General features: G+C 70.5%; 15 protein-coding genes and 2 pseudogenes. 8 read left to right on the top strand and 9 right to left on the bottom strand.

All coding sequences use genetic code 11. From position 1 onward, the window contains the following. The first annotated feature begins 178 nt into the window (after positions 1–178). The 3 genes from ACFY2L_RS35205 (at position 179) to ACFY2L_RS35195 (ending at position 2,646) form a co-directional block, all read left to right on the top strand. Positions 179–709 carry an RNA polymerase sigma factor gene (locus ACFY2L_RS35205; protein WP_390824365.1) on the top strand — a complete coding sequence of 177 codons (531 nt, stop codon included), beginning with the start codon at positions 179–181 and terminating at the stop codon, positions 707–709. Further along, on the top strand, positions 706–1,995 hold the full coding sequence (locus ACFY2L_RS35200; protein WP_390824364.1) for a hypothetical protein: 1,290 nt from the start codon (positions 706–708) through the stop codon (positions 1,993–1,995). Before ACFY2L_RS35205 ends, ACFY2L_RS35200 begins: the two co-directional genes overlap by 4 nt. 387 nt (positions 1,996–2,382) lie before the next feature. Beyond that, on the top strand, positions 2,383–2,646 hold the full coding sequence (locus tag ACFY2L_RS35195; RefSeq protein ID WP_390824363.1) for a hypothetical protein: 264 nt from the start codon (positions 2,383–2,385) through the stop codon (positions 2,644–2,646). 154 nt (positions 2,647–2,800) lie between these two features. On the opposite strand, the pseudogene ACFY2L_RS35190 reads toward ACFY2L_RS35195, so the two are convergent. From ACFY2L_RS35190 to ACFY2L_RS35180, 3 genes and pseudogenes are all read right to left on the bottom strand, one after another. Continuing rightward, positions 2,801–4,576: pseudogene (locus ACFY2L_RS35190) on the bottom strand (BTAD domain-containing putative transcriptional regulator); the annotation flags it as partial. A 405-nt stretch (positions 4,577–4,981) separates the two neighbouring features. Then, positions 4,982–5,194: pseudogene (locus ACFY2L_RS35185) on the bottom strand (helix-turn-helix domain-containing protein); the annotation flags it as partial. 11 nt (positions 5,195–5,205) lie between these two features. Next, entirely contained in the window at positions 5,206–5,406 is a 201-nt protein-coding gene (locus ACFY2L_RS35180) for a hypothetical protein (protein WP_390661662.1), read from the bottom strand. A 905-nt stretch (positions 5,407–6,311) separates the two neighbouring features. Here ACFY2L_RS35180 and ACFY2L_RS35175 point away from each other — a divergent pair. Then, positions 6,312–8,048, top strand: coding sequence for an Imm49 family immunity protein (locus ACFY2L_RS35175; protein WP_390824397.1), 1,737 nt, complete (start codon positions 6,312–6,314; stop codon positions 8,046–8,048). 16 nt (positions 8,049–8,064) lie between these two features. On the opposite strand, the gene ACFY2L_RS35170 is transcribed toward ACFY2L_RS35175, so the two are convergent. Beyond that, positions 8,065–8,604 (bottom strand): peptidoglycan-binding protein, encoded by a 540-nt coding sequence (locus tag ACFY2L_RS35170; RefSeq protein WP_390824362.1) that lies wholly within the window; start codon positions 8,602–8,604, stop codon positions 8,065–8,067. Between the two features lie 904 nt (positions 8,605–9,508). Further along, entirely contained in the window at positions 9,509–9,802 is a 294-nt protein-coding gene (locus tag ACFY2L_RS35165) for a hypothetical protein (RefSeq protein WP_390661664.1), read from the bottom strand. A gap of 473 nt (positions 9,803–10,275) precedes the next feature. On the opposite strand from ACFY2L_RS35165, the gene ACFY2L_RS35160 reads away from it, so the two are divergent. Both ACFY2L_RS35160 and ACFY2L_RS35155 read left to right on the top strand, forming a co-directional pair. Beyond that, positions 10,276–11,946 (top strand): Hsp70 family protein, encoded by a 1,671-nt coding sequence (locus ACFY2L_RS35160; RefSeq protein WP_390661665.1) that lies wholly within the window; start codon positions 10,276–10,278, stop codon positions 11,944–11,946. Between the two features lie 253 nt (positions 11,947–12,199). Continuing rightward, entirely contained in the window at positions 12,200–12,688 is a 489-nt protein-coding gene (locus ACFY2L_RS35155) for a hypothetical protein (RefSeq protein ID WP_390661666.1), read from the top strand. A 245-nt stretch (positions 12,689–12,933) separates the two neighbouring features. Here ACFY2L_RS35155 and ACFY2L_RS35150 read toward each other — a convergent pair whose 3' ends face one another. The 4 genes from ACFY2L_RS35150 to ACFY2L_RS35135 form a co-directional block, all read right to left on the bottom strand. Then, positions 12,934–14,244, bottom strand: coding sequence for a PQQ-binding-like beta-propeller repeat protein (locus ACFY2L_RS35150; RefSeq protein ID WP_390824395.1), 1,311 nt, complete (start codon positions 14,242–14,244; stop codon positions 12,934–12,936). Positions 14,245–14,734: 490 nt separating this feature from the next. After that, a complete protein-coding gene (locus ACFY2L_RS35145) occupies positions 14,735–15,613 on the bottom strand; it encodes an MBL fold metallo-hydrolase (protein ID WP_390824361.1) in 879 nt (292 codons plus the stop codon). A gap of 203 nt (positions 15,614–15,816) precedes the next feature. Then, complete coding sequence (locus ACFY2L_RS35140) at positions 15,817–18,174, bottom strand: FtsX-like permease family protein (protein WP_390824360.1); 2,358 nt, start codon at positions 18,172–18,174, stop codon at positions 15,817–15,819. 62 nt (positions 18,175–18,236) lie between these two features. Then, a complete protein-coding gene (locus tag ACFY2L_RS35135; RefSeq protein WP_390661669.1) occupies positions 18,237–18,977 on the bottom strand; it encodes an ABC transporter ATP-binding protein in 741 nt (246 codons plus the stop codon). Between the two features lie 153 nt (positions 18,978–19,130). Between ACFY2L_RS35135 and ACFY2L_RS35130 the strand changes: the two genes are divergently transcribed. Further along, a complete protein-coding gene (locus tag ACFY2L_RS35130; RefSeq protein ID WP_390661785.1) occupies positions 19,131–19,697 on the top strand; it encodes a TetR/AcrR family transcriptional regulator in 567 nt (188 codons plus the stop codon). Between the two features lie 40 nt (positions 19,698–19,737). After that, entirely contained in the window at positions 19,738–19,992 is a 255-nt protein-coding gene (locus tag ACFY2L_RS35125; RefSeq protein ID WP_390824359.1) for a hypothetical protein, read from the top strand. The last annotated feature ends 173 nt before the right edge of the window (positions 19,993–20,165 follow it).

Raw genomic sequence — 20,165 nt, 5'->3', positions numbered from 1 at the left:
CGCGTTCGGTCGGGGAACCTGCGCTGCCGGAGAGCCGTAACGACGGGCGTGAGAACCCTTCTCCCCGCAGGATGCGCGCTGCGGGGCCGCCCCGCCGTCGCCGGTGCGGTGCGGCCCCCGGCCCGCACTCCCGGAGGACGACCCGCCCCGCCCGCGCGCGTGCAGCGGGCGGGAGCCGGTGACCGAGCGCAGCTGCGACGGTGAGCCTTCGGAAAAGGAGTCTCATGCCGCATTCACCGGCCTGTTCAACGCCTACTACAGACAAGCCGTGACGTTCGTCCACATGGAAGACCCGAGCGTGGACGTCGAGGAGATCGTCGAGGAGGCGTTCGTAGAGATTCTCACCCGTTGGGCCTCGATCGAGAATCCGCCCGCCTATCTGTTCACGGTCCTCAGGAACGGCATCAGAAAACACCGACGCAACCGCTCGAGGGAAGAGCATCTGCGAGAGCAGTTGCGCGCCACGAGGCCGCGCGAGACCACGGCCGACCCCCTGGAGGGGAAGATCATCTATGACGACGTCATCGCCGCCCTCCAAGAGCTTCCGGCGGCCGTGCGCGAAGTCGCCGTCATGAGCTGGATGCTGCACAAGCCGGCGGACCAGGTCGCCGAGGAACTCGGCAAGAGCCGCAGCACCGTGACCACCCAACTGACCTACGCCGCACGGCGGCTGCGGACGTTCCTCACCGCCCAGGAGGAGGAGCGATGACCGAGGAGATGCCCGACGCGCAGCCTGGCGGCGTTCTGGACCCGTCGGTCGCCGCACGCCTCGCGGTGGCCGAGAACCACCTCGCCTCCCAGTATCCGCTGCTCACCCCGGAGGCACAGGCGGCCATGCTCGCCAGGGTCCTTCAGGCCGCCGCGGCCGCCGACCCTGCTCCTGTCACAGCGACGGTCGCCGCGACAGGAACCCTCACGGCTGCCCCTCCCTCCAGCGGTGCGACGGCGGTGTCCTCGCGCCGCAGGGGCGGTGTCCGCGTCCTGGCCCCGCAGCGTGCGGACCGCGCCGCGAGCGCCTTCGCCCAGGCGTTGGAGGAGGCGGGCGGAGCCCCCCACCGGCGAGAAGCCGACGAAACGGGCCCGGCACATGCCGACAGGGAACCCGGACATTCCAGGCTGGTCAGCCTGGCGAGCACTCTGGGCGCACTGCCGCGTCCCGAACTAGATCCCGAGGTCAAGGCTATTCAGCGGGCGCGGTTGGTGGCCGCCATGGAGCAGACGCTCCTGAACGGATCCAGCGAGGACCTCACCGTACCGGCACAGGACGCACGACGGCGGACCGCTCGGGGCCGCGTCCACGGCTGGGGCAGGCTGCCAGGCCTCGACCGTGCCGCACCGCCGAGGCCCAGGTCCCGGTTCGCCCGAACGCTCGCCGCACTTGGCCTGGTCGCAGGACTCACCTTCGGAGGCATGAGCGGGCTCGCCGCCTCCAGCACGGACGCGTTGCCGGGCGACGCGCTGTACGGAGTGAAGCTGGGCGTCGAGTCCTGGCGCCTCGGCATGGCCGACGGGGCCACCGAGCGTGGCGCGGTCCACCTCGGATTCGCCTCCACACGACTGGCAGAGCTGCAGGAACTCGAAGGCCGCGTGGCCCGGGACAACATTCGGGCCGAACACGACGCGGGCGTTGCCGCCGACCCTTACACGGACAACCTCCGCAGGGCACTGATCGGCCTGCTCCGCGAGACCACGGCCGGAAAGGAGCAGCTGGTCGGCGAGTACCGGAGAAGCGGATCACAGGAGCCGATCAAGGTACTCACCGGCTTTTCGGAGGCCCACCGCGGGGACTGGGCGCAGGTCCGCGCCCGGCTTCCGGCACGGCTGGAGGACGTGGCCGACGCGGTCACGGTCGTCTTCGACTCCATCGAACGGGCGACGACGACGCTTCGAGATCCCTCGGCCCCCACCACCGGCCCGTCCCCCGCACGGCATCCTCGCTCCGCGGAGCCGGGCGGGACCCCTGATGCCAGAACACACCGGGTGGCCGAGATCTAGGTCCGTGTCCGCACGGTCCCACCTGGCTCTCGGCGTCCGGGACGCCCGCGCACGTTCAGTGTGCGGGCCCCCGGTCCGGTCCGCCTCGGGAAGGGGTGCGCACGAGCGGGAGGGTGCGTTCTCCACCGGCCGCCCGGTGAGGACGCTGCTCGCCGGGCCGTGCGGCACGCCCGGCCTTCCGTCGGCCTGCCCGTCCTCACCTGCCGGATCGTCCCGCGTCCGCGACCAAAGCCACGCCGATCCCGCTCCCGCCAACTGAATGTGCACGTCAGAGTCCGACCGCAGGTCTGATGAGCCGCCGCCCCGTGACCCAGGGGGTGGACCCGCTCAGGCAGACCCCACGCCGCATGCGACAGGCGCATGCCCGCACCCAGGGGGAAACGCCCAGTGAACATCACGTTCGACCTCGCCACCGCTCTCGTCGTGGTGGCGGCACTGGCCGTCGGCTGCCAGGTGTACCGGTGGACGGCGCCGGCCCCCGGGACCGTCGGTACGACGACCAGAGGGGAGCGGCTGGTGGCGGCGTTCACCACGGCAGCGGCTGTCGTCGCCATCGGTGCCTACCTCGTCGGCGGGATCAAGGACGTCGGGCCCTCGTCGGAGGGCCCGGCTCCCGTCCCGACGGCCACCCGCACCGGCAGCGCTCCCTAGGCAGGACGGCCTCCGGTGCGCGCACAGGGAGAGACGAGAGAGGGCCGTCAGCGATCGGGTCGGGCAGGCCGACGAGTGCCACAGCCCGAGCGCATGGGAGCCACCCCCGCTCTCCACCACTGCCCTGGCGGGGTCACGGCGCGTGAAGCGACATCGCGAAGAGCCGCGCGAGGATGTGCACTTGGTAGTGGGCGGGGCCGACGGCCACGAGCAGGCCGGTGTCGACCAGGCTTTCCAGCAGGTTCTCCGTCTGGGCCACGCCGCGGTCGAGAAGACCCGCCGCTTCGGTCAGGGACATGAACGGGTTGGTGGAGGAGCTCAGCAGCCGGAAAGCACGCGCCTGTTCGGCATCCAGACGGGCGTAACCGCGTTCGAAGACAGGCGTCATGGCCAGGTCGCCCGCCTGCAACTCGGCCAGCCGGCCGGTCTCGTCCGCGAGCCTCGCCGCCAGCATCGCGACCGTCCAGGTACGGCGGGCCGCCAGCCGGGAGGCTGCGATACGGACGGCCAGCGGCAGGAATCCGCACGCGGCTACCACATAGCGGGCCGCCTCGCGTTCGACGGCCACCCGCTTCTCGCCGACGATCTGTGTGAAGAGACCGAGCGCTTCGTCCGGGGACAGCACATCGAGTTCCACCAGGTGCGCGCCGGCCAGGTCGATCATCCTCCTGTGCGACGTGACCAGTACGCCGCAGCCTTCATAGGCGGGTAGCAGCCACCTGACGTGTGCCGCGTCCTGTGCGTGGTCCAGCAACACCAGGACGCGACGGCCGTCCAGGACGGAGCGGTACAGAGCTGAGCGCTCGCCGAGACTGTCGGGGACGTCGTGCCCAGCGACCCCAAGGGCGCGCAGCGCCGCGCCGAGCGCGGCAGCGGGCTCCTGTCGTTCCAGGTCGACATAGAGCTGGCCGTCCGGGAAACTCTGCCGGACTGCCTGCCCGACCTGCACCGCCAGGCTCGTCTTTCCCACGCCGCCGGTGCCGGAGATCGCCGCCACCGGCAGACTCGTGCGCCGTGCGGTGGCCAGCACGCGGACCAGTTCCGCCGCAGCGGCCGCACGTCCGGTGAAGTCCGCGACGGAGGGCGGAAGTTGTGCCGGTCGGACGTGTGTGCGGGCGGGATCGACCTCGTGGAACGTCGAGGGTTCATGAAGCGTCGGATCCGCTTGCAGGATGCGTCGCTGGAGCTCTGCGAGCTCCGGACGCGGATCGACTCCCAGCTCGTCGGCGAGCAGCCGGCGAGTGTCCGCGTAGACCGCGAGGGCCTCGGCCTGCCGACCGCTGCGATACAGCGCCAGCATCAGCAGCTCACGCAGCCGCTCGCGTAGCGGGTGCCCCGCGGTCAGCGCCGTCAGTTCGGAGACCGCCTGGGCGTGCCGGCCCTGCTCCAGATCCATGTCCAGACAGGCCTCGAGTATCTGCAGCCGCCACTCCTCCAGACGGACGCGCTGTGATTCCGCATAGGGTCCGGGAACGCCGGCGAGCGTCTCGCCCTCCCACAGACCGAGCACTTCTCGAAGCAGGGCACGCGCCTGATCCAGGTCGCCCGTGGCACGGGCCTTTTCCGCCCGCGTGCACAGGGTCGTGGCGTTGGCGACGTCCAGGGCGTCAGCGGGCAGCCGGATGGCATAGCCACCGGACTCGCTGATCAGTACCCCGGGATCCAACTGCTTGCGCAATCTGGAGGCGTAGGTCCGCACGGCGGCCAGCGCCTGCGAGGGCGGCTCCTCACCCCAGATCGCGTCGATCAGCTCGCCCGCGGTGGCGGTGCGCCCTTCACGTAACAACAGGGCTGCCATCATGGCCCGTTGTTGCGGAGAGCCGGTCGCCAGCGGGTGGCCTTCCTGCCATGCGCGCACCGGGCCCAGCAGCGCGAAGTAGAGCCCTGACGCCGGCACCGCGGGCTTCGGCGTCGCGCTGACGGGTTCGATGCTCCTGCGAGCCGCCGGTCGTGTGAGCTGCGGCGCGGGGGACAGGGGCGCGGGTGAGACAGGGGTTTTCAGCCCAAGTACGCGCCGCCAGGCGTCGATCCACAACGGATGCTCGGCCGGCACGACGGAGCACGCCGTCAGAAACCCGGTCAGCTGGTGGACATCACGCGGTACGGTCTGGCTGCGGACGATGCGGTGGGCCGTGCTGTGCGGAAGGCGGCCCGTGCCGGCTCGCTTCTCCATCTCACGCATCGAGGGCCGGCCGGCCAGCTCGTACAACGCGCGCAGACCCGCCTGGAACGTGTCGGTGCCGTCGATGGCCAATGGATTGGGTGAACTTCCCGCAGTGATACGGAGGCTGCGCCTGCGGGCCCGCAGCCACAACTCCAACGCCTTCGTTTCCGACGCGCCGCAGGCCCGTGCGTACGCCCGCACACTCTGCACACTGGGGACCGACCGCCCCGACGCCGCCCGCTGGAGCGTGGTGGCATGGCACTCCGCGCGACCGGCCAACTCCGCATACGAATATCCGCGGGCCGATCGCTGGTCGCGCAGCCATTGCGCCAACGCGACCAGTGCCTCGTTCGACGAGGAGATCGGCTTCTCTCTGCGCCCCACTGCCGCAATCTTCAGGGCGTGGCGACCGCGTGCACGACGCGGACCAACCTGCGGCCCAGCCTCTGGCCCCCTCCCCGCAAGGCCATCACGGTGCCCACGGCCACCGCTCCGGCGCCGCCCAGCACCGCCAGGACCGACGACAGCTCCAGACCGCTCACGGACAGCCGACAGGCCAGCACGGTGATCACCACGATGACCACGGCATCGGGCATGGACGGCCGCTGTGGGCAGGACCCACCGTGCACCACACAGCGGACCGGGACGGACATGCGTGACATGGTCGTGCCTCCTGAGATCAAGAAGCCCCCACGCAGCGCAGCGCGCGAGGGCGATTGCGGGCTCCAAGTCCTTGCGTCCGCACGGCGTTTGCCGACACCGAGCGGAACTGCATCGTGCCACCCGGCCCGCGATCCGGGGGATACCCGCCAAACCCTTTGATGCACCGGTGTCCACGCCTCCCCCTGCCGGTGCCGGTCCGGCTTCGGTGACGAACCCACCCCCGACCAGCCGGTTCGTACCCGGGCGTGGAGTCATGCCCGGTCGGGCCGCCCGAAGATGCAGGGGGCATCCCAATCACCTCGCGGCCGGGTTCATCAATCATTCAGGGCCAGAGGGCAATCTCATCCAGCGTCGAAACACCGCTCCTGAGCGTTGCGGGCTCCACCAAGGCGATCAGGAAGTCAGGCGTACTCACGTTGCCGCGTGAAGCCGCCGACGGCCGGCGCCCTCCCGGAGGGCGCCGGCACGCACCACTGACCACCGAGCGTCCGCCACCGCGCACGGACACGCCGGCCGTGGGTCCGCCTGGCGAGCACGGCTCGCTCGCCGACGTGCGCGCCACCCGGAAGGCGGATGCCGACGAGTAGCCGAGCCCTGAGCCACGTCATGCGGTCCGTCATGGCAGCTGACTCCGGACAGCATGCGACTGTACGGCGCAGCACTCTGCGGAGCCGAATGCTGCTGCAGCCGGGCTCCGGGCTCCGGGCTCGTCGACGACCACGGTTCACAGGGGTCAGTGGACCGCGATTCCTCCCTCGACTTCTCTGTCAGACGTGGCGCCTACGCTGTCCCCAAGAATTGATCAAGGAGTGGGGCAGTGCGAATAGAGCGTCATCAGGTGGGCGAGGCCGTCGTGTCGGCTGCGCGCGAGGACTTCACGAACCGGATCGGGGGCCTGGTGCGATCCATGTCGCGGGCCGGCCGCATGGCCACCTACGAATGGCAGTCGATCGCCCGAGAGTTCCTCCACTACCTGGGCGCTCTTTCGATCGACACGCCCGACCTCGACACCCCGGAAGCGAGGGCCGCACTCAAGGACGCCTCCGAGGCCGCGGCCGGCGCCGTCGCCTACGCCGCCTACCACCCGCACTGCACCTTCCAGGTGTTCCTGGAGTACGTGAACTTCGGTATGAGCTACGACCCGGGTGAGGACGCCCCTGAGGAGAGCGTCACACCGGGGGAGTGGATCGGCGCTCTGTGTCTGGCGATCCTTCGGGACAAGGCCAAGTGGCACGGCGAGGCATTCCACTTCGCCCGGCACAAGTTCGCCGAGGAGGCGACAGGAACGCCCGCCGGTGAACTCGCCACTGGATTGACGGCCGTGGTCCTGGACGACACCGGCGACGACGAGGAGTACCCGCCGAGCGCGCAGGCCAAGCTCGCCGCAGTCGACGCGGCCCTCGACCGGATCCGTATCCGCGCGGAGGAGACCGGCAAGCCTCTGCTGGACCGGCCGGACAGCGCGGCGCTCCGCACGCTGCGTGCCCTGGCCGCCGAGGACCGGGACGCCTTCAACGGCGCGCTGTCCGACCTCCTGGTCAGCCACTCCTCCCTGCACACCTCCTCGCTCTCCCCGAGCAGTCTTCTCCCTCTGGTTCCCATCGCCCTTGCGGCGCTTGCCTACCGGACGCTGGGCTGGGCGCCTGCCGTCGATACCGACTACCTCCCGCACGCCCTGGTCACCGGTTTCGAGACCCGCGGGCCCCGGGTCGCGGGGTTCGGCCGGAACCGGCGGCCGGACGCGGTCGCAGCGCTCGCCGCCGGCCCCCTGGTGGTGGAGCGGCCGGACTGCGAGCGGACCGTGCACCCGCAGACCGAGGCCATGTACGAGGAGGAACTCCGGGAGATGTTCACCTCCGCGGGCGGGGAGCCGCTCGACGTCTCACGGCTCGACTGGGTCATGGGCGACCAGGAGCGCCTGTTCAAGTGGCACGCGGGTGACCCCGGTGGCATCACGGACGCCCAGCTCGCACGGCTTCGGCTGACCTCCCAGATGGGGGCGGCCCTGTTCCGCGTGGCCTTGGCGGAGCCGGACACCGAGGCGGAGGTGACCATCGACGGCCGCACGCTGCGCTACCGGGCCGAGCGGGGCGCGGAAGTCTGCGCCCACAATTGGCAGAAAGCCACTGCCCTCGCCCTGATCACGGGCGCACGCGAGGACCTGGCTCCCCTGGTCCTCACCGGACCCGACTTCGCCGGGCCGGACGGCTCCGCCGTCGCCGCGTACCGCGAGGCCCTCCACGCCTACCTCAAAGGCACCGATCCCGAACCGGCCGCGCAACGGGCGCTGGAGCAGACGGAGAAGGCCGAAGACTGGGGCGTCGCCATGCCGCCGGCCGTGCTGCTGTCTCAGCTCGTCGAGGGCGACGAGGAGAGCTTCAACCTGGCCCTCGCCGACGCGCTCGAGGCCCACCGCGACTACTACGGGATCGCCGACCGCGCAGACGATCCGGACGCCTCCATCAACCTGGACATCCTCGCTCTGACCTGCCACGCCCGTCGCCGCGGCTGGACGATCCGCGTCGAATCCCCGTACCTGCCGCAGAGCCTCCTGCAGGCCGCTCAACCCCTGTAGGGAGGTGATCTCCCCACTACTTGGTTCGCAACATGAGGGCGTGACGAGTGTTGTCGCCGTAGACGCCGCTCTCGTCGCCGCGGATGCCGTACCTCTGCTGGAATCTGGCCACGGCCGCCCGGAGTTCCGTGCCGTAGCGGCCGTCGATCGCGCCGCCGGCGTAGACGTTCGGGACCTGGAGCAGACGTACTTGCAGCTCGTACACCCCGTGACCGCTGTCGCCCTGGCGCAGTACGCCCGTTCCAGGGATCTCGGGGAGCGGGGAGTCCGGCAGGTCGGGCGCGGGCCGATCAGGCTGTCCTGCGGGCGGGGTGGAGGCCTCTGGCAGAGGGCTGCCGTCGACCGTCAACGACGAGGCGAGGAGCAGCCCGCTGACCGCGCCCACCCCGAAGACCGCGGCGAGCCGGGTTGCCCGCCGGTCGGTGAAGCGCAGCCATCCCCGGCTTCTTCCCGTCGCGTGCGCCCGGGCGCGCGGCGGGGACGTCTCGGAAGGCGGGACGACGGTCTGGTCGGACGGCGGGAGCGGGCGCCGGGGAGTCGGTGACGGCGGGATCACCGGCGGTGCTTCATGTGTCGGCTCGGCGTCACGCATCGTCGCCGGCGTCAGCGCCGGCGGAGGCGGAACGGCCTGAGGATGCGTCCCACGCGCCCAAGGCGGCTCCACGACAGAAGGTGATGGGGCCGTCGGCCTCGGCCTTTCCGGATCCGGCTCGGGCTCATGCCTGATCGGTTCGCTGTGCTGTTCCCGGGACGGTGGCGGAAGGCCGGCCTCGTTCTGCCGCTCGTCGACTGCGTAGAGGTTGGCGCGGGCGGCGTCCAAGGCATCCAGTACGGCCTGGAAGGAGTCCTGAATGTCCTGCACGAGGTCCGCGCTTGATCCATGAGCCGGTTCCGGTTCGGTGTCGTCGAGGCCCATCGGCAGTCCTCCTGAACCCTGCGTCCCACGTCACGTCTGGCTGTTCCAAGGACGTTCCCGTCACTGGCAGTTGAGCCTCACGGAGCCGAACGCGCCTGCAGTTCCGTCGTGATGCGGTACGCAGCGCGTGCGGCCCCGTCTCATCCGTTCCGCCTTATGGGACGCAGACCACAGCAACAGGCTTCGTCCATGGGCACCCCGCGCCGGGATACGGCGGCCGCGTCCACGGCAGAGGGAGGGCGGGCGCGGATCATGTCCGCCTGGGCAAGCACCAGTTGTCCGTACCCCCGTCGGGAGGCCCGGCGGAGGGGAAAGGTTCGGCACGGTGCGCGGGCGCGCCATCAGCGATGAAGAGCCCCGCTTCCGGCGGCACCAGGACACGATCCGCAGGAGACGCCCCCTCCGCCTGGCAGCACAGGTTGTGCCCGTCCTCGGTCCGGGTCCGCATGCGGCGTCCCAGTGCGTTCGCCAGGCATGTTCCGTTCACGGGAGACGCGGTCGTTCGCGGCCGCGGACAGGACGTGCAGGGTGCGCTCCGCCTTGATCACGCACGGCCCCGCAGTTCGGCCAGGAGCCGGCTGCACTCGACAGCGACCGCGTCGACCTCGGCCCGGTCGGCCGGGGTGAGGGTCAGGCGCCGGGCGGACCAGCGGCGCTGCTCGGCGGTCAGGGCCTCGACTCGCTCGGCGTCGGCCGTCGTCTCCGCCTCGGCGATCAGCCTGGAGTAGGCCCCCACCACGTGGTTGATGCCCTCCAGCGCGACCTCGTAGGCCGCGCCGTCCTGCGACGACCACGTGCCCACTTCGATGTTCTGCAGAACCCATTCCGGTTTCGTCATGATCCTCCCTCGGGTCGCCCCCCCGGGTGGCCCTCACCACGGGCGCACTCTTGACTCTGTCAGACGCGATGGGCGGCTGCACGGGCGAACTTCACCCTTGCGAGTTGAACTGCAGCTCTCAGGCGTCCTGTTTTGACGACCGGGTGGGCATCACCGGAGTGGCCTCCAGCCTGCCGGAGAGAGAAGTGACTTCCCGGCCGCAGTCGCCGGCACGTGCCAGAACCAACCGAGCCAAGCTCCTGCGGCAGCTACTCCCGCAGATGCCGGGGCGGCACGCACAGGATCCCGCCCGGCGCCTGCTCCCCGGGCCGGTACCGAGCCCTCGCCTCAAGCGTCTTCGGGCTCGCGCCCTGCGGGGGTTCACCGGCGGACGGTTGCGTTCAGGGGGCGCATCCATCGGGGAGGAGGTCCTGGCCGCCCTCAGGCTCTAGCATCCCGTCCGGGGCTGCGTGAATTGTTCGAGGGGGAGCGACATGGCGCGTGTCGTGGGGATCGACTTGGGCACGGCCACTTCAGTCGTCGCCGCGCTTGACTTCAGGGACCCGCGGCATCCCAAACCCTTCGCCGTCCCCAACACGGAGGGTTCGCGCACGACCCCTTCCGTGGTCGCTTTCACCGCGAACGGCCACACCCTGATCGGAGAGCCGGCCAACAGGCAGGCTCTCCTCAACCTCGACGGCACCGTCTCCTCCGTCAAGCAGTACATGGGCACCGACCAGACGTTCGCGTGCGGCGGTCACGCCTACGGAGCCGGCCGGATCAGCGCACTGATCTTGGGCAAGCTCAAGCGTGACGCTGAAGAGTATCTGGGTGAGGAGGTAACCGGCGCCGTCATCACCGTCCCGGCCTACTTCTCCCACGCCGCTCGCCTGGCCACCAAGGAAGCGGGTGAACTCGCGGGTCTGCGCGTGCTTCGCATCATCAATGAGCCCACGGCGGCTGCCCTGTACGACGGAATCGACCGCGACGACCAGACCGTGCTCGTCGTGCACTGCGGCGGCGGGACTTTCGATGTTTCGCTGGTGGAGGTGGGCGACGGCGTCAACGAGGTCAAGGCGACATGCGGCGACGCCCGGCTCGGGGGTGACGACTGGGACATCGAGACGGCTCGGCACCTCGCCGCCCGGTTCAGGAGCCTGCACGGGGTGGACCTCACAGCCGATCCGACGGCGTGGCGGCGACTGCGTGAGGCCGCCGAAAGGGCCAAGATCGAACTGTCCTCGGCCACTGAGGCCACGATCGAGGTGGCCTGTGTCGCCGCCTCTGCGCGGGGCCACCTGCATCTTCACGACCGGATGAGCCGACACGCCTTCCAACAGGTCACCCAGCCCCAGCTGGACCGGTGCGCGGCACCCCTGAAGCAGGTTCTCACGGACGCGGGCATCCCCGTGTCGGAGGTGTCGAGGGTCGTCATGACCGGAGGGTCGACCCGCATGCCCGCCATGATCTCCTTGGTCCGGGATCACTTCGGCGACCACACCCCCACCATGGTCATGCAACCGCGCGAGAGCGTCGCCTACGGAGCCGCGCTCCAGGCGGGAGTGCTCACCGGCGAGGTCAGAGACGTCCTGCTCCTGGATGTGACCGCCCGCTCCCTGGGGATCGCCATCGGGGGCGGCGTGATGAGCAAGCTCATCGAGCGCGGCACCACCATCCCGACGAAACGCTCGGAGACATTCGTACCGGCCCCGGACGCGGACACGACGGCGACCCTACACATCCCCGTCCTTGAGGGGGAGGAGAAGATGGCCGCGGACAACGAGCAACTCGGTGTCCTGCCCCTCATCGGCCTGACCCGTCCGGCGAACGCCGGGACGGCGCACATCGAGGTGACGCTCGAGATCGACGCCAACGCCTTGCTGCGCGCCTCGGCGACGGACTCGGCCACCGGCACGACGTGGTCGATGAACGTCGACGGCGCCTGCGTGGTGCAACGCACGCAGGCTCCACGAGAGCCTCTGAGGCCGCCGGCCCCCAGGCGACGGCGGTCCAAGCAGTCAGCCCCCAAGCAGGACCCACCTACCGAGCAGCAACCGGCTCACGAGCCGCAGACGAGCAGCGCGCCGACGTCCTTCGCCCTGACACTGCTCGGCGTCCTGATCGCGCTGGGCCTGCTCGGCGGCGTCTTCTGGGCCTTCTTGTGAGATCTCGCCTGCTCCTGTCACTCGGCTCCCGACCTGGGCCCCGCCCGGGTGCCGCCGCCAGACGAGCCCGGGTTCGCCAAGTCGATGGGGTCTGGATGGGTGTGCCGTTCGTCGTCGGACGTTGAGAACCGGGTCCGGGGGTGTTCGCGTCTTCGCTGGTGCAGGTCATGCCGCGGCAGTTGCTGGGGCCGGCAGCGTATGGGGAGAGGCGAGTGCGCTACGACGATGTGGTGTTCGGGAACCCGGTGGGGCAGTGGTGACGACGAGTGGTGGGCTTCGGCCGGGTAAGTCGATGGCGTGGTTGGTCAGTTCGTTCTTCCAGCTGGACGGTGAACCGGTCGGTGCGTTCTCGGCGCAGGCCGGTCGTGGTCGTCAGGATGTCCTGGGCGGCACGGACCGGGTCGGTGACGACGCCCGTCTCGTCCTCGACTTCAATGAGGGGAGGCCCCTGTTGTCTGCGGGCGGACAGCGGGTGGGGGAGCGTCGTGGGAACACGGTGCTGCTGTGGGAACAGGAATACCGCATCTGCCGTGCCCGGTTGCGCAGGAAGCTGCACTTCTCCGTGACATCCCGGGACGGAACCGTACTTGAGGTCAGGGAGACGTCCCGGCCCGACCGCACTGTCCACACGTACCTCACGCGCAGTGATCCCGCGCTGGACCCGGTGGTCGTGCTCGGCCTCATCCTGCTGGAGGCACGACCTGACAGGATGACGGTGCTCAACGAACTGTTCACGAGGTGACAGAAGTACTCCCGCCTTTCACTGTCTGACGGCCCGCTGAGAGTACCGCTGTCGGTGGGATGACAGTGGGGCCGAGGCGTGCCCCGCCCACACGGTGGGACGATCACCAGGGCTCGATGGGCCGGGGAGCTGCGCAGCTGGAGACTGCCGCTGATGTGATCAGCGGCGTGTCGTGAGGCGCAGGCGGAGGGGGAGTGCAGCGGGAGTGCTCCCGACGGTCGTCGGGTGGTCCTCGGCTTCGGTGCTCATCCGGGGGGAGTCGGGTCATTCGGGGTTGGGTGCTGTTCCCGCTTCGCCGTCCACGCGCAGGAGTCGGTCGGGGGTGCCGCCGGTACCGCGGTGCAGCAGCAGTAGGTCGTTGCCGCACTGCACCGGCGGGATGTCTCCCGCGGCTCGCTGCCACAGGATGCGGCCATGGCGCAGACCGACCAGGGCGGCCCCGTGCTGCCGGTGGGGAAGCTCCGCGTAGACGCGGTCGCCCGCCATGGTGAGGCTCTTGCGCACCGCCTGGTGCACAAGCCCGCGGACCCGGTCGCCCTCCACCCGCAGCCGGCGGGTGCGGCCGTCACCGGCGTGAGCCGTCCACAACCGTCCGGCGTTGTCCTGTGCGTACAGCCAGCCGTCCGCCACGGCGAACGCTGCCTCCCGGTCGGCCAGGCGGCGCGGCAGCCGGTACACATCCGGCCGTACGGTGACCGCGTACGGACGCATCCGGCGGACTCTGGAACCGCTGCGGTGGCCGAGCCACACCGTCTCCCCGAAGTCGGCGATCTCCAGGAAACACCCTGGTAGCCCCAGCGTAATCGGACCGTGCCGAGCGTCTCGCCGGTCGTGGGGGACAGCCAGTGCAGTCGGTCGCTCCTGCTCTCGAGCGCGAAGACCAGTGCGGATCCGCGGCCGTGTGCCCGCCGGGGGACGACCAGGTTTGCCACCCCGACAGACCGACGCCACAGCCGTGTGCCGGTGCGCAGGTCGTAGCCGTGGAAGGGAGCCAGGTAGCCGGGACGTACTTCGTACCGGGGCACTTCCCGCTCCACGCCCTGCACCACAAGGACGGAGCCGAACACCGGCAGGAGGCCGGAGTAAGCGTACGAGGTGTGGAAGAAGGGGCGCTCCCACAGCGCCTTCCCGGTCAGTAGGTCGTAGGCGGATATCCGGTGACAGCCGCTCGGCTTCGGGCCGAAGTGGGCGACCACCAGGGTTTGGCCGTCGCTCATGAGATCGGTGAATTCGAGGAAGCGGTGGCGGTGCAGGGTGGTGCCGGATTCCCCCTCCAGCACGGCAAGCCGCGCCGGAGCGCGGTGGGTCCCGTTCACAGAGAGGGCCAGGAGGAACCCGCCGGCCGCGGTGAGGGCCGGCCGTGGCATGGTGGCGGAGCCTGCCCTGGGCGTGACCTGCCAGAGCACTGCGCCGCTGTCGCGGTCCAGAGCGGCGACACGGCGCCCCACCCTCAGATAGACCCGCCGCTCGCCCACGATGGGGGAGCTCAGGCTTCCCGCAGGCGCTGTCAGGGCCCACCGCGCGGTCCCCGTCTCCCGCACCACCTGTAACGGCATCCGGTCCTCGGTCACCCCGGCACCCCCTCGTCCAGTGGGATGAGTATCGCCGCAAACCCTCCGAGGAAATCCTGCGGCCTGCGCCGGTCGGGGTGCTGCCAGGGTGCTGTACCGCCGGGGAGCCGCTGCCTCTTCCCAGCGAGGCCGACCAGGCCGTGCACTCACCCACGACGGTGTGCTCCCGGCAGCCGGGCACCGCGGGAACACGACCTCGACGGTGACGCCCCACGGCCGCCGAAGCCTTGTGCCGTCCAAAACGGGGAGGCATCCGGCCAGGCTGACGTTGGGACAGTGACCGGTGGAGTGGACGCTGACGTCCCCCACGGCCTGTCGGCCTGCCGCACGGGTGGAGTGGTTCTCGCCGACGGCCGGAACCACTGCCCCGCCGGCTCGGGCGGTGCGCGCTTCGCCGCGGGTCCGGGCGAAGCGCACGGTGCGGCCGGCCCGAGCACGCCCCTGGCCGGTCAGAAAGGGCGCACGGTCCCCGGATTCATGGCCTCTCCGTCAGTCTCCAGCCGTCACCGGCGCTGCGCAGGTAGCCGCCCTTCGGAAGGTGGCTGGGGAGGAACAACGTGCCGGTGTCGGCGTATCGACGGAGTATCCGCCTGCGGGTGATGGCGGACTGGTGAGGGTCGGTACACATCGCGGCGGACACATCGGGGCGGCGCAGTTGCAGGGGGTGGTGGATCAGGTCGGCGGCGAGTACGGCGCGTTGGCCTTGGCTGTCGATCTCGACCACGACGTGGCCGGGGGTGTGTCCGGGCGCGGGGATGAGTCTCACTTCTTGGTCGATGCGGGTGTCGGGTTCGCAGGTGTCGAACTGCTTGGTGGATTGGAGCGGGAGCAGGCTGTTGGTGATGTGGTCTTGTGGCTTGCCGCGGGTGGCGTGGACGAATTCTGCCGTGGTGGTCAGATAGAGGGCCCTGGGGAAGGTGGGCCGTAGCTGTCCCGCCTCGAAGGTGGTGTTCCAGCCGACGTGGTCGTGGTGCAGATGGGTGTTGATCACTGTGTCCACGTGGTCCGGCCTGATCCCCGCTTCGATCAGGGCGGAGGGCCAACGCGAGACGAAGTCGCCTCTGGGATGGGGCCGGTTGGGCTTGGGCCCGCCGAGACAGGTGTCGACGAGGATGACCCGCCCTGCTCCGAGGATCGCGAAGCCCTGGCAGACGACGCGCAGACGGGTTCGGGAGGAGTCGCTGAAGGTGTCTCCGAAAGCCTCGATCAGATCCTGCAGTTCGTCCTGGTCGAGCTGCGGGTAGGTGGCGCGGGCGGGTAGGGCCGGGCCGACGGCTTCCACGCGGGGCACGATGGTGCGGCCTCCCACCCGGATCGGGGCGGGCTGGGTGGCGGGGGTGTCAAGGTTGGGCACGGTCGCCTCTTCGGGGTGTGCAGGCGTCTGGTGGTGGATCAGTGGCCGTGGGGGTTGAGGCTGCTGAGGGCCGGGATGCCGTTGATGGTGAAGTGGATGGCCGCCATCAGGAGGGCGATGCCGAGAAGGGTCAGCAGGATCGTGCGGCTGCGGCTCATGGTGTGTGTCCTCCGGGACAGGTGCTACAGGGTCGGGACGGGGGCTCAGAGACCGGCGAGGGCTTCGCGTACGGTCGTCAGTGAGGCGCGTCGGGCAGCTGCGGCGCTGGCTGCGGCGGCGCCCACCAGGGTGAGCAGGCTCCACAGCACCAGCGCTGGGAGCGAGAAGTCGAACGGGAGGTCCTGTCGGAAGGCCTGGTTGCCGATGAAGTTGCCGAACACCCGGGTCAGGGGCAGGGCCGCGACCGTCGCGAGCAGCAGGCTGAGCGCGGCCGTCAGCACGCCTTCGGTGACGACGACGGTACGGATGGCGGAGGCGGTGGCGCCGAGCGTGCGCAGCACGCCGAACTCCCTGGTGCGTTCGAGGACGCTGGTGCTCAATGCGGAGGCGAGGCCCAGCAGCCCGACGAAGCCCATCAAGACCGCCAGGGCGATCAGGGCGTCGGCCAGGACCAGGACGTGTCCGTCCAGCGCCACGCGCAGCGTGTCGATGGTGGTGGCCTGCTGGATGCCCGTGCCCTCCCGGGTCAGGGCGGTGTCCAGCCGGTCGAGGACCGCCTGGCGGCTGGCGGGGTCGTGGCGGTCGGTGACGACGCGCAGCATCTCGGCCTGGCCGGGGGTAGCGGTGACGGTGGCGTAGTCCCGGTCGGTGAGGTAGGCGGCGCCGAGGGTGCCGAAGTCGGAGACGATGCCCACCACCCGGCGGGTGACGGGGTGTCCGGCGATGGTGACGGCGATGGTGTCGCCGACGGTGGTGCCGGGAGCCTGCTGTGCGGGCACCAGGTTGTTCAGCACGACGGCGTCGGTGTCGTCGGGTCGCAGCCACCGGCCGGCCATGAGCGGCAGGCGCATCAGGCGGGTGTCGGCGGGTGGCGCCATCACGGTGAAGCTGTCGTGGGCTTCGTCGGGGTAGACGTGCGCCACGTCGACCTGTTCGGCCGTGTGGACGGTGGCCGGGGTCCGGCCCCAGGCCTCGGCGGCCGCCACGCCTCGGGTCGAGCGTGTGAGTGCCACGAGCCGGTCGGCGGGGTAGGGCTTGTCGAGCCGTACCTCGATGTCGTAGTGGCGTCGGCTGATGCTCTGGGCGACAAGGGAGCTCCAGCCGCCCGCGGTGTTCAGCCCGGTGAGGAACATGGTGCCGGCGACCGCGAGCAGTCCGACACTGAGCAGCAGGCGCCCGCGGCGCCGGAACATGTTGCGCAGAGCCATCAGCTGGGTCCGGCTGGGGCCGCGCAGGCGAGTCAGGAACCGCTCGGGGAAGCCGCCCGGCGCGGCGGAATCGGCCCCGTGGTCGTCGATGGCCTGGCGAACGGTGATGCGGCTGCCCCGAAGCAGCGGCACCAGGGCCACCAGCAGGGGTACGGCGACTCCGGCACCCAGCGCAACCGCGTACACCCAGGCGGGTACGGACTCGCTGGCGATGTCGAGGTTGAGCAGACGGGCGCCCTGCCCGGCCAGGACGCGCCCCAGGGCGAGTCCGGGGGCGAGCGCGAGCGCAGTCGCGGTGAGCGCGATGACGGCGGCCAGTGCCAGGTACATCTGGAGTATCTGGCCGGTGCGGGCGCCGACCGCCTTCATCGCCCCGATCTGCCGGATCTGCGCGGTCAGCATGCCGCCGAGCATGGTGGCGACCAGGATCGAGGCCAGCAGCAGCGCCATCAGCCCGAACGCCAGCAGCACGAACCCGACCATCACCATCTGTCCCTGGTGGGGATGGCGTCCCGGGGGCGGGATGTCGATGCTGCTGACCGGGTGGCCCAGCGCCTTCATCCGGGCGGCGACGCGCTGCGCGGTGCGGTCGATGACTGAGGAACTGGTGGCTGCTGTGGAGTGGTCGCCGACGACGATGCGCAGTTGGTCCGGGGTCCGGGGCCGTCCCAGGGTGGCCAGAGAGGTGGTGGTGGCGTAGCCGTAGGCGGTCTGCTCCTGCCCGGCCGGCGCCACTCCGCCGTCGTGCACCGAACCGGCCACCGTCATGGGGGTCGGAGCGCCACCGGGCGCTTCGACCGTCACTCGCTGACCGGTGCTCACCCCCAGGAAGCCCAGGGCGGTGCGCTCCAGCAGCAGGGACCCCTCGGGCGGGGGCCAGCTTCCGGTCTGCACGGCGACGGTGTTGATCCGCAGGGGATCGGCCGGGTCGCCGGCGAAGAGCACCAGGGTGCGCCAGGGCCCGTCACCGACCCTGATGCGGGCCTGGAGGGTGCTGCGGGCCGTGGCGTCCAGGACGCCCGGCTGGGCACGTACGGCGGCGAGGGCGGCCGTGTCGACGCCGCCGGGGACGTGCAGGGTGGCCGAGGCCGGGCGGGTGGCCTGGTAGTTGCGGGTGATCTCCCGGCCGATGATCGCCCGGGCGGAGAGGAACGCGGTGACCGCGAGCACGCTGACCGCGATCGCGATCGTCATCATCGCGACCCTGGAGCGCGTGGCCCACAGGTCGCGGCCCAGTTTCCGTAGCCGCAGGCGGGTCACGAGGCCGCGCCCCGTCGTGCGCTCCGGGTCGTCGTGTCCTTGCTGACCAGGCCGTCGGCGAGGGTGATCTGCCGGGTGGCGTGGCGGGACAGGTCACGCTCGTGGGTGACCATGAGCACGGTCCGGCCGTCCGCCGCCAGGTGAGCGAACAGGTCGAGCACGCTGTCGGAGGTGGCCGAGTCGAGGTTGCCGGTCGGTTCGTCGGCCAGCAGCACTGGAGGCTCGTTCGCCAGGGCCCGCGCGATCGCGGCGCGCTGCTGCTGTCCGCCCGAGAGGGCCGAGGGCAGTTTGTCCGCCTGTTCGCGGATTCCGACCTCGGTCAGCAGTGCCAGCGCCCGGGCGCGGCGGTGCCGTGCCGGGAAGGTGTCGCACAGGTCCATCGGCAGCATCACGTTCTCCGCCACGGTCAGGGTGGGCAGCAGCTGGAAGAACTGGAACACCAGGCCGATGCACCTGCCCCGCCAGGCGGCGAGCTGCGAGCCCTTGAGCGTGTGGACGGCCGTCGCCGCCATGACGATCTCTCCGGCGGTGGGCCGGTCGATCCCTGCCAGCAGGTTCAGCAGCGTGGTCTTTCCGCTGCCCGACCGGCCCACCACGGCGACGAACTCCCCTGCGCCGACCTGCAGGTCGATCCCGCCGAGCGCGGTGACCTCCCCCGAAGGCAGCGGATAGGTCTTGACGAGTCCGCGAGCGGCGATCACCGGATCGCCTGCGGAGCCTTCCATCGAGTGCGGCATGTGGCACCACCTCATCCTGCGCAGAGCGTTTCTGGACATGTGTTCACTAGGGGATTAAGGTCCAGAAACGGAAGCCGGACAAGAAGCAGGCCACGGCGTCGTGTGCGGAATCGAACAACATGTGCAGCCGGTGGCCAGGAACACGGGGTGACGATGGTCACAACGCCCGACCGCAGGATCCGCCGCACACGGCAGGCTCTGCACCAGGCTCTCCTCCAGCTCATGGCGGAGAAGGGCTATGAGAGTGTGACGATCCAGGACATCATCGACCGCGCCGACGTCGGCCGCTCCACCTTCTACAACCACTATTCGAACAAGGACGATCTGCTGAAGGACGGCTTCGCCGACCTGCGTTCCCTGGTCGGCCGGCAGTCGCCGAAGGCCACCGCGGCACAGAACCGCGGCCCGCTGCGTTTCAGCCTGCCCTTCCTCCACCACATCCAGGAGCAGCGGCACCTCGCACGGGCCCTCTTCACCCAGAGCGGCCTCCGCCCCGTGCGGAAGCACATGGAGGAACTGCTCGCCGATGTCGTCCGCGACGAGATCCCCTCCACCACCCCCGGCGTTGCGCCCCGCGAGGCGGTCGTCCGCTTCATCGTCGCCTCACACCTCGCCTGTCTGGAGTGGTGGCTCACCGAGAGCCCCCAGAGCACACCGGAGGACATCGACAAGATCTTCCGCACCCTCACCCAGCCCGGCATCGAGGCCGACGGACGGTGACCGGCATCCCGGCACACTCAAGAGGCTCGCGCGAGCAGGCGTGGTAACCGTTGTGGGCGCAGGCGGCGTCGTACCAGTCGCCGCCGACGCCGGCCGGTCCGGCGGCGCTCCCACTGCGGCGCCGCAGAACGGGGCGAGCCCTCAGCCCCCGCGGAGCTGGTCGTCGAGCGCGTCCTGGCGCTCGGCCGCCGGCTTCACACCGGCGGCCGGCGGACTCCTCGACGCGGACGCCCGCTCCGACTACGGCACGTCGTTCGAGCTGCTGCTGTCGAGCACCTCGAGCGCGGGTGACTGAGCGTGCAACGGGATCCGGACGGACGCGCCCAGCGCTTCTACGTCACAGTCAAACCCGACCGGCGCTCGCGGGCTGTTCACCAGAGCGGCTCAAGGCGGTCCGGCACACGCGCACAGCAGGCTCCGGACCGAGGGCGGCCCTCCACCCGCGGGTGGAGGGCTCATCCGGCCCCC

This window comes from Streptomyces sp. NPDC001381 (assembly GCF_042895685.1).
Lineage (GTDB): Bacteria > Actinomycetota > Actinomycetes > Streptomycetales > Streptomycetaceae > Streptomyces.
Note: the sequence above shows the minus strand (reverse complement) of the source record. Positions and strands in the feature narration are given on the sequence as shown.